Below are 9,080 nucleotides of genomic sequence, written 5' to 3' on the forward strand. Positions count from 1 at the left end.
TGTACGGCCCGGTGGGGGTGTCCGCCCGCACCGCGGACGCACACCCCCACCGGGCCGTACAGACCCACCGCCTCACCCGAACGGGACGGGTGCCGGCCGGTTCTACTCCTTGTCCCCCGGAGTGCCCTCGGACGGACCCCCGGACGCGCCTCCCGCCTCGTCCTCCGCCTCCACATCGGCCTCCGCCTCGGACGCCGTCTCCGCGCCGTCGGCCGCGAGCAGCCGCGCCAGCTGCCGCCCGGTGATGCGCTTGAACTTCCGCTGCTGCGGCCGCGTACGGTCCAGCACCGCCACCTCCAGCCGCTCCGCGGGAATCTCCCGCTCACTGCCGTTGGTGTCCCGCGACAGCGACTGCACCGCCAGCGCCAGCGCCTCGGCCAGCGTCATGCCGTCCCGGTGCCGCTGGTCCAGATAGCCGCTGATCTGCTCCGCGTTGCCCCCCACCGCCACCGAGCCGTGCTCGTCGACGATGGAACCGTCGTGCGGCAGCCGGTAGATCTGGTCGCCCTCCGGGGTCTCGCCGACCTCGGCCACCACCAGCTCCACCTCGTACGGCTTCTCCGCCGCACTCGAGAAGATCGTGCCCAGGGTCTGCGCGTACACGTTCGCCAGGCCCCGGGCGGTCACGTCGTCCCGGTCATAGGTGTAACCCCGCAGATCGGCGTAGCGCACGCCGCCGATCCGCAGATTCTCGTACTCGTTGTACTTGCCGGCGGCGGCGAAGCCGATCCGGTCGTAGATCTCGCTGAACTTGTGCAGCGCACGGGACGGGTTCTCGCCGACGAACACGATGCCGTCGGCATACTGCAGCACGACCAGGCTGCGGCCGCGTGCGATCCCTTTGCGGGCGTACTCCGCCCGGTCGGCCATCGCCTGCTGGGGTGAGACATAGAACGGCGTCGACACGGGTCAACCGTCCCTTTCTGTCGAAGTCACTGGATGGAGGCTGGGTGAAGGGCCGTCACCAACGAACCGCGTGCCCTACAGCAGCGCGGCGCGCGGACCGTCCGGCTGCTCCAGCCGCCGCTCCAGCACCGACCGGGCGATCCCGGACGCCTCGTCCTCGGTGAGCCGGCGGAAGCCGTCCTCGGTGATCACCGTGACGATCGGGTAGATCCGGCGGGCGACATCGGGGCCGCCGGTCGCCGAGTCGTCGTCCGCGGCGTCGTACAGGGCCTGCACCACCAGGGTGGTCGCCTCGGACTCGTTCAGACCGTCCCGGAAGAGCTTCTTCATGGCACTGCGCGCGAAGACCGACCCGGAACCGGTGGCCGCGTACCCCTTCTCCTCCGAACGCCCGCCCGTGACGTCGTAGGAGAAGATCCGCCCCTTCTCCCGGTCCACGTCGTAGCCCGCGAACAGCGGGACCACGGCCAGGCCCTGCATCGCCATCCCGAGGTTGGACCGGATCATGGTCGACAGCCGGTTCGCCTTGCCCTCCAGGGACAGCTGCGCGCCCTCGACCTTCTCGAAGTGCTCCAGCTCCAGCTGGAACAGCTTCACCATCTCCACGGCGAGCCCCGCCGTGCCGGCGATGCCCACCGCCGAGTACTCGTCCGCGGGGAACACCTTCTCGATGTCCCGCTGGGCGATGACATTGCCCATGGTGGCCCGGCGGTCACCGGCGAGCACGACACCGCCGGGGAAGCTCACGGCGACGATCGTGGTCCCGTGCGGCGCCTCGATCACGCCCTGAGTGGGCGGCAGTTGCCGCTTCCCCGGGAGCATCTCCGGCTGATGCTCCGACAGGAAGTCCATGAAGGACGACGACCCGGGGGTCAGGAAGGCAGCCGGCAGACGCCCGGTGCTACGAGTGTTGGCTTCCACGCGATTCCTTCCACGTAAGCGGCAGCCCGCCTTATGGCATCGGGCCGGTCCTTGAACTGCCCCAGCGCGGCATTGCAGCTGAAGCACAGTACGCCACGGACCCTACCCGTCCTGTGGCAGTGATCCACCTGTGCGGCGGGGGCGGACGAACCTGTGCGGCAGGCGCCTCCTTGCGAGGCGACCGGTTCGTCGCGCTCGGCTTCGGTGATGCCGTACCGGCACTTCAGGTGGTCCTGCCGCCCCCTGGACCGCCCTTCATGCCTTGCAGTGCGTCGAGAGACCGTCGGACGCGGTCGCATCGCGGTGCCACTCACCGTGCGGTTCGCTCTCGCCGCACGTCCGGCAGAGCTTGCACCCCGCCGGGAGGTCCACCTTCTCGCGCACGGTTTCCCCGATGGCCTCCCGGCGGCACCGGGAGGCCATCACGCCGATTCCTGTCACGCGCGAATACAGCGGCAGGAAGCTCACGCTTGCACTTCCTGCACTGCTTCACGTTCGACCCGCCAGCCACCCTTCCCCCTGAAATCTTCGATTCAAAGGTGAAGTGACTGAGTCGGCCTTTACTGCCCACCCTTTTGCACGAAGCTTCGCACGAAGTCCTCGGCATTGGCCTCGAGCACATCATCGATTTCGTCGAGGACGTCGTCCACGTCGTCGCTCAGCTGCTCCTGGCGCTCCTTGAGGTCTTCGGATACCTGCGCCTCGGGCGCCTCCTCGACCTCTTCGGTGGAACGCGTCGCCTTCTGCTGTCCGCCGCCGGTGTCCTTGGTCGCCATAACCCCTCACCCCGCTCGGTTCGACGTTCTTGATCAGACCCTACAAGCAGGATCCGACATGGGCCCCGCAGTTCCTCCAACGTACGGCGGCCACCTCGATGATTCCCTTCCGCCGGACTTTCCACCCTGTCCGGCGGCCCGGTCGTGCGGGCCGGCTCAGTTGCCGGACAACACCCTGACCAGGTCTTCTGCCGTGCGGCAGCGATCCAGGAGCTCCTTGACATGATTACGCGTTCCGCGAAGTGGTTCCAGGGTTGGAACCCGCTGGAGTGAGTCCCGGCCCGGCAGATCGAAAATCACCGAGTCCCAGGAGGCCGCCGCGACGTCGTCCGCGTACTGCTCCAGGCAGCGTCCGCGGAAATAGGCGCGGGTGTCCTCCGGCGGCTTCGTCCGGGCCCGCTCGACCTCCGTCTCGTCCAGCAGCCGCTTGATGCTGCCGCGGGCGACCAGACGGTTGTAGAGCCCCTTGTCGGGCCGCACGTCGGCGTACTGGAGGTCGACGAGGTGCAGCCGGGCCGCGTCCCAGTCCAGATCGTCCCTGCGCCGGTAGCCCTCCATGACCTGCCGCTTGGCGACCCAGTCCAGCTCGCCGGCCAGGCTCATGGGATCGTTCTCCAGGCGGTTGAGGGTGTCCTCCCAGCGGGCCAGGACGTCCTTGGTCTGGTCGTCGGCGTCGGCTCCGTACCGTTCCTCGACGTACTTGCGGGCGAGTTCGTAGTACTCCATCTGGAGCTGGACGGCGGTGAGTGTACGGCCGCTGCGGAGCGTGACCAGCCGCTTCAGAGTGGGGTCGTGCGAGACCCGGTGCAGCGTCCGTACGGGCTGGTCGACCGCGAGGTCCACGGCGATGAAGCCGTCCTCGATCATCGACAGCACGAGCGCGGTCGTGCCGAGCTTCAGGTAGGTCGAGATCTCGGAGAGGTTCGCGTCACCGATGATCACATGGAGCCGGCGGTGCTTCTCGGCGTCGGCGTGGGGTTCGTCGCGGGTGTTGATGATGGGGCGCTTCAGCGTGGTCTCGAGACCGACCTCGACCTCGAAGTAGTCCGCGCGCTGGCTGAGCTGGAAGCCGTGCTCGCGGCCGTCCTGGCCGATGCCGACGCGTCCTGCGCCGGTGAAGACCTGGCGCGAGACGAAGAACGGGGTGAGGTGGCGGACGATGTCCGAGAAGGGCGTCTCCCGCTTCATCAGGTAGTTCTCGTGGGTGCCGTAGGAGGCGCCCTTGTTGTCGGTGTTGTTCTTGTACAGGTGGATGGGCTGCGCGCCCGGGAGCGCGGCGGCCCGTTCCGCGGCCTCGGCCATGATCCGCTCGCCGGCCTTGTCCCAGAGGACGGCGTCGCGGGGGTTGGTGACCTCGGGGGAGCTGTATTCGGGGTGTGCGTGGTCGACGTAGAGTCGCGCGCCGTTGGTGAGGATGACGTTGGCGAGGCCGATGTCCTCGTCGGTGAGCTGGCTGGAGTCGGCGGCCTCGCGAGCGAGGTCGAAGCCTCGCGCGTCTCGTAGCGGGTTCTCCTCCTCGAAGTCCCAGCGGGCCCGGCGGGCCCGGTGCATCGCCGCCGCGTAGGCGTTCACGATCTGGGACGAGGTGAGCATGGCATTGGCGTTGGGGTGGCCGGGGACGGAGATCCCGTACTCCGTCTCGATGCCCATTACTCGCCGTACAGTCATGCGGCCCTCCTTGCCCGGCGGCGTCCCCGGTCGGGGGCGCTGCTCAAGTACCGCTGGCGCTCCGGTGCGTGTGCGGTGCCCGTCCCCGCACTGTGCGACTCGGCGGTACCGAAGAGCCTAGAACGCCTTTGCGCTGGTGGGGAGATCATTTGCGTCATTGCTGTGTTCCGGTGGTGACTGCAGAAAACAGTCGGCTGCGGGTACCCGTCGAGGGCACCCGCAGCCGCCCTGTCTTTTACAGGTACTGACCGGTGTTCGCCACCGTGTCGATGGAGCGTCCCGTGTCCGAGCCCTGCTTTCCGGTGATGAGGGTGCGGATGTAAACGATCCGCTCGCCCTTCTTTCCGGAGATCCGGGCCCAGTCGTCGGGGTTGGTGGTGTTGGGCAGGTCCTCGTTCTCCTTGAACTCGTCCACGCAGGCCTGGAGGAGGTGGGAGACGCGGAGGCCCTTCTGGGCCTTTTCGAGGAAGTCCTTGATCGCCATCTTCTTGGCGCGGCCGACGATGTTCTCGATCATGGCGCCGGAGTTGAAGTCCTTGAAGTAGAGGACTTCCTTGTCCCCGTTGGCGTAGGTGACCTCCAGGAAGCGGTTTTCCTCGGTTTCGGCGTACATGTGTTCCACAGCGCTCTGGATCATGCTCTGGACCGTCGTGCCCCGGTCGCCGCCGTGCTCGGCGAGGTCGTCGCCGTGCAGCGGGAGGCGCTGGGTGAGGTATTTGCCGAAGATGTCCTTGGCCGCTTCGGCGTCCGGACGTTCGATCTTGATCTTCACGTCGAGCCGGCCGGGCCGCAGGATGGCGGGGTCGATCATGTCCTCACGGTTGGAGGCGCCGATCACGACCACGTTCTGCAGGCCCTCCACGCCGTCGATCTCAGCGAGGAGCTGCGGGACGATCGTGTTCTCCACGTCGGAGCTGACGCCGGAGCCGCGGGTGCGGAAGAGGGATTCCATCTCGTCGAAGAAGACGATGACGGGGGTGCCCTCGCTGGCCTTCTCGCGGGCCCGCTGGAAGACGAGGCGGATCTGCCGCTCGGTCTCGCCGACGTACTTGTTGAGGAGCTCGGGGCCCTTGATGTTGAGGAAGAAGCTCTTGCCGGCGGCCGCTCCGGTCACTTCCGCGACCTTCTTCGCCAGCGAGTTCGCCACGGCCTTGGCGATGAGCGTCTTGCCGCATCCGGGAGGGCCGTAGAGCAGGACGCCCTTGGGCGGACGCAGTTCGTGCTCCTTGAACAGGTCCGGGTAGAGGTAGGGCAGCTCGACGGCGTCGCGGATGGCTTCGATCTGGTTGCCGAGGCCGCCGATCTGCTCGTAGCCGATGTCGGGGACCTCTTCGAGGACGAGCTCCTCGACCTCGCTCTTGGGGACGACCTCGTAGACGTACCCGGAGCGGGGTTCGAGCAGGAGCGCGTCGCCCGGGCGGATGGTGATGCCCAGCAGCGGCTCGGCGAGCCGGACCACGCGTTCCTCGTCGGTGTGGCCGAGGACGAGTGCCCGTTCGCCGTCCTCGAGGATCTCCTTGAGGGTGACGATGTCGCCGACGCGCTCGAACTCCATGGCCTCGACCACGTTGAGCGCTTCGTTGAGCATCACTTCCTGGCCACGCCGGAGCTCGTCGAGATCGATGCCGGGACTCACGTTCACCCGGAGTTTTCTACCGCCGGTGAAGATGTCGGCGGTGCCGTCCTCGTTCGCCATGAGGAAGACGCCGAAGCCGGCCGGGGGCTGTGCGAGCCGGTCGACCTCCTCCTTGAGGGCCACGATCTGGTCGCGGGCCTCGCGGAGCGTGCCGGCGAGTCGTTCGTTCTGGGCGGACACGCCGGCCAGGTTGGTCTGCAGCTCGACGATCCGCTCTTCGAGAATCCTCGTGTGTCGCGGAGAGTCGGCGAGCTTGCGGCGCAGGACGGCGATCTCCTGCTCAAGGTAGGCAATCTGCCCGGCCGGGTCCTCGGACCCGCGTCCCGGGCGGATGCCGCGGTTCATGTCGTCGTCGTGGGCTGCCACGGTCCTCACCTCCTCCAAGGGGAGCTGGACGCTTCCAGACCCTACCTGGGCGGGTGTCGATTGAAACCCCTAGATCACAAAGACGGTCGGGGTGTGTCCGATCTTCACCCTTGCGCTCTCCCTCACGCCAGGGGAATACCCACCGAGGGTGGCGGGAATCCCGGCGGAGGTAGGGTCGATGTGTTCAACACCCGTCGGAGCTGGCCGGATTCCCGTCCGGTTCGGGGCGGGAGACCGGGACACGGGGAGACGGCAGGAGAGATGAGCGTGCAGCAGGAGGCCGGCGTCGAGGGCGAAACCCTGGAGGTCTGGATCGACCAGGACCTGTGTACCGGCGACGGCATCTGCGCGCAGTACGCGCCCGAGGTGTTCGAGCTGGACATCGACGGGCTGGCGTACGTGAAGGGCTCGGACGACGAGTTGTTGCAGGCCCCGGGGGCGGCGACGCGTGTGCCGCTGCCGATCCTCTCGGACGTGGTCGATTCCGCGAAGGAGTGTCCGGGCGAGTGCATCCACGTGCGTCGCGTGGCGGACGGCGTGGAGGTGTACGGGCCGGACGCGGAGTAACCGGTTCGATACCGTTCGTCACCGCTGCCCGTTTCCTCGCACGCTCTCCGGCGCTCCGGAGTGCGCGCGTGGGCGTGCGCCGGGGCGTGTGCCCCGAGTTGCGCGAGATGCTCCCGCGCCGGGTTCACACGCTCCGGGCGCCGGAGGGCTCGGAGCGTGTGAACACCCCGTTGTCCCAATGCCACTTCGCGCTCTCGCGCACGTCGGGGCAGCAACGGGGCACGTCGGTGGACGAGTAGCCGAGAAGCGCCGCGGTGATCTCGCCGTCGCGCACGGCGAAGTCGTCGACGTTGGTGCGGTCCTCGGGATCGACGAGGGTGGCCACCACGCGAGGCGTGTCGGCCCCGGCCGCCTGGGTCAGCACGTACATGCCGTCGGGCGGGGTGCCCATGGAGGCGTCGCAGTGGACGGCCGCCACCGTCTCGGGCCGGCCGTCGCCGTCCAGGTCACCGGCCGCGTGCTTCTTGACCACCACGTCCACCGGACCGCACTCGAGCGGGAACTCGACGGCCGCCGGGTCGGGGGGTGCCATGTGCACCGGGGCGCTCTTCGTCTCCGGGGCGGGTGTCTGGGCCGCCGTCGCGGCTCCGGGCTGCATCAGGGAGGAGAACGCCACCACGCCCGCGACGGCCGTGGCGGTGGCGACCCAGTGGATCGGGCGGGTGTGCGTGTGCGCGAGCTCCGGGACGGCGGGTGACTGCACGAGGAGCGTCTCCTGTGAGAGCTGTGCCGGTGGGGTGTCCAGCATCGTGCCACACGTCACAGTGCGGGGGAACGGCGGGGTGCGGAGTCGTGCCGCAGGGCCCCGCCCCTTCCCGTCGCGTCAACGGCAGAGCGCCGTGGCGCAGTTCCCGGTGCAAAGGGGGGAACTGCGCCACGGCGCTCGTGCGTTGTCGGGGTGGCGGGTCGCGTCAGCGCGCGGTGCCCGCGTCGGCGTTGGGTCCCGAGTAGTCCTCGCCGTAGGCGCCCTTGGCCGGGCGGCGGCGGCGCATGGGGGGTTCCACGCCGTCGGCGAGCCGGCGGGCGGTGAGCAGGAAGCCGGTGTGGCCGATCATCCGGTGGTCCGGGCGGACGGCGAGACCTTCGATGTGCCAGTTGCGGATCATCGATTCCCAGGCGGTCGGTTCGTTGAAGGAGCCGATCTCCCGGATGGACTCGACGGTCCGGGCGAGCTGGGTGGTGGTCGCGACGTAGCAGCACAGGATGCCGCCGGGGACGAGCGCCTTGGAGACCGCCTCCAGGCATTCCCAGGGGGCGAGCATGTCGAGGATGACGCGGTCGACCTCGGTGTCGGACAGGTTGTCCTGGAGGTCCCCGACGGTGAGCTGCCAGGCGGGGTGCGGGCCGCCGAAGTAGCGCTCCACGTTGGCCTGGGCGATCTCGGCGAAGTCCTCGCGGCGTTCGTAGCTGTGCAGCATGCCCTGGTCGCCGATGGCGCGCAGCAGGAAGCTGCTGAGGGAGCCGGAGCCGACACCGGCCTCCACCACGCGGGCGCCGGGGAAGATGTCGGCGAAGGCGAGGATCTGCCCCGCGTCCTTCGGGTAGACGACGGCTGCCCCGCGGGGCATGGACAGGACGTAGTCGGGGAGCAGGGGGCGCAGCGCGAGGTAGGCGACGTTCCCGGTGGTGCGGACAACGCTGCCCTCGGGTGCGCCGATCAGCTCGTCGTGGGGGAAGGAACCCTTGTGGGTGTGGAAGTTCTTCCCGGCCTCGAGCGTGAACGTGTAGTGGCGGCCCTTGGGGTCGGTCAGCTGTACCTGGTCCCCGACCTTGAAGGGCCCACGGCGGCGGGCGGCACCGGTCGGTTCGGACATGTGACCAGCCTACCGGTCCCGGCAGGGGCCGCTGACCACCCGGAGGCCGAGGGCGGGCGGCGGGCGGAACGGCCTTCGGGCGGCGGGCGTCAGGCGGGGCGGGCCATGGCCTTGACGAAGGCGCGCTCGACGTCGGCCGCGGACAGGACGCCGTAGATCTCGCCGGTCGCCTCGACGACCAGGTACTCGGTGGCGGGTGCGGCACGCAGGGCTTCCAGGAGCTCCTCCCCCGCGAGCTCGGCGGAGACGCGCATGCCGTCGGTGAGGTCCTGGGCCAGTCCGCTGACCGCGACCCAGGGGCGGCGGTGCTCGGGTACGCCGACGATGGCGGCCTCGCGCACCAGGGACAGGGGGGTGCCGTCGGCGTCGACGACGACGAGGGCGCGGGCTCCGGCGGCGTTGGCGCGGCGCAGCGCCTCGGAGAGG

10 protein-coding genes and 1 pseudogene are annotated in these 9,080 nt (G+C 69.0%); 1 reads left to right on the forward strand and 10 read right to left on the reverse strand.

Translation table 11 applies throughout. The features are described 5' to 3' along the window. Nucleotides 1–102: 102 nt before the first annotated feature. The 7 genes from prcA to arc all read right to left on the reverse strand — a co-directional run bounded on the left by prcA (nt 103) and on the right by arc (nt 6,273). Nucleotides 103–906, reverse strand: a complete 804-nt coding sequence (gene prcA, locus AOK11_RS36020; RefSeq protein ID WP_055597848.1) for a proteasome subunit alpha — start codon at nt 904–906, stop codon at nt 103–105. 75 nt (nt 907–981) lie between these two features. Continuing rightward, entirely contained in the window at nt 982–1,827 is an 846-nt protein-coding gene (gene prcB, locus AOK11_RS36025) for a proteasome subunit beta (protein ID WP_055597849.1), read from the reverse strand. Next, complete coding sequence (locus AOK11_RS46515; RefSeq protein WP_338058965.1) at nt 1,779–2,126, reverse strand: endonuclease VII domain-containing protein; 348 nt, start codon at nt 2,124–2,126, stop codon at nt 1,779–1,781. Before AOK11_RS46515 ends, prcB begins: the two co-directional genes overlap by 49 nt. Then, complete coding sequence (locus AOK11_RS46520; protein ID WP_338058966.1) at nt 2,083–2,295, reverse strand: hypothetical protein; 213 nt, start codon at nt 2,293–2,295, stop codon at nt 2,083–2,085. Before AOK11_RS46520 ends, AOK11_RS46515 begins: the two co-directional genes overlap by 44 nt. Before the next feature lie 92 nt (nt 2,296–2,387). Then, nucleotides 2,388–2,603 carry a ubiquitin-like protein Pup gene (locus tag AOK11_RS36035; protein WP_055597850.1) on the reverse strand — a complete coding sequence of 72 codons (216 nt, stop codon included), beginning with the start codon at nt 2,601–2,603 and terminating at the stop codon, nt 2,388–2,390. 156 nt (nt 2,604–2,759) lie between these two features. After that, the gene (gene dop / locus AOK11_RS36040) at nt 2,760–4,271 is read right to left on the reverse strand and encodes a depupylase/deamidase Dop (RefSeq protein WP_338058964.1); all 1,512 of its coding nucleotides are present in this window, start codon (nt 4,269–4,271) and stop codon (nt 2,760–2,762) included. Nucleotides 4,272–4,506: 235 nt separating this feature from the next. Beyond that, on the reverse strand, nt 4,507–6,273 hold the full coding sequence (gene arc, locus AOK11_RS36045) for a proteasome ATPase (RefSeq protein WP_055597852.1): 1,767 nt from the start codon (nt 6,271–6,273) through the stop codon (nt 4,507–4,509). A gap of 261 nt (nt 6,274–6,534) precedes the next feature. Here arc and AOK11_RS36050 point away from each other — a divergent pair, with 261 nt between their 5' ends. Next, nucleotides 6,535–6,840: a ferredoxin gene (locus AOK11_RS36050; protein WP_055597853.1), complete on the forward strand. Its 306-nt coding sequence runs from the start codon at nt 6,535–6,537 to the stop codon at nt 6,838–6,840. A gap of 124 nt (nt 6,841–6,964) precedes the next feature. On the opposite strand, the gene AOK11_RS36055 is transcribed toward AOK11_RS36050, so the two are convergent. The 3 genes and pseudogenes from AOK11_RS36055 to AOK11_RS36065 form a co-directional block, all read right to left on the reverse strand. Further along, nucleotides 6,965–7,543, reverse strand: coding sequence for a hypothetical protein (locus tag AOK11_RS36055; protein WP_055597855.1), 579 nt, complete (start codon nt 7,541–7,543; stop codon nt 6,965–6,967). A gap of 208 nt (nt 7,544–7,751) precedes the next feature. After that, complete coding sequence (locus tag AOK11_RS36060) at nt 7,752–8,654, reverse strand: tRNA (adenine-N1)-methyltransferase (RefSeq protein ID WP_055597854.1); 903 nt, start codon at nt 8,652–8,654, stop codon at nt 7,752–7,754. Between the two features lie 89 nt (nt 8,655–8,743). Continuing rightward, nucleotides 8,744–9,080: pseudogene (locus AOK11_RS36065) on the reverse strand (site-2 protease family protein); the annotation flags it as partial.

Source organism: Streptomyces hirsutus (assembly GCF_001418415.1).
In the GTDB taxonomy this organism is placed as follows: Bacteria; Actinomycetota; Actinomycetes; order Streptomycetales; family Streptomycetaceae; genus Streptomyces; species Streptomyces hirsutus.